Origin of the sequence: Bacillus cereus group sp. BfR-BA-01355 (assembly GCF_022663675.1) — a bacterium.
GTDB classification, from domain to species: domain Bacteria; phylum Bacillota; class Bacilli; order Bacillales; family Bacillaceae_G; genus Bacillus_A; species Bacillus_A thuringiensis_S.
The window spans coordinates 1-213 of record NZ_JAKUFY010000515.1; the positions used below are offsets into that span (position 1 = coordinate 1).

Below are 213 nucleotides of genomic sequence, written 5' to 3' on the forward strand. Positions count from 1 at the left end.
ATGCGGAAGATCCACATTTAATTCCTCTAATTGTTTCTTTTCATTGTCTAAAATCGCTTTTGCTTTTGTTTTTGTTGCTTCATCTAATCCCGCAAAGATGTCTTCACGCTTCTCTTTTTCTGGAAGTTTCACACCTAATTTTGTTAATTCTTCTTTTGCTTGCTCATGCGTTAATTTTCCAGATTTCTTTTGCTCTAAAATCGACTTCGCTTT

At 34.3% G+C, this 213-nt stretch carries 1 pseudogene; it reads right to left on the bottom strand.

Annotation, left to right across the window (positions count from 1 at the left end):
• Positions 1–213 (bottom strand): annotated as a pseudogene (locus MR167_RS32720) (hypothetical protein); the annotation flags it as partial.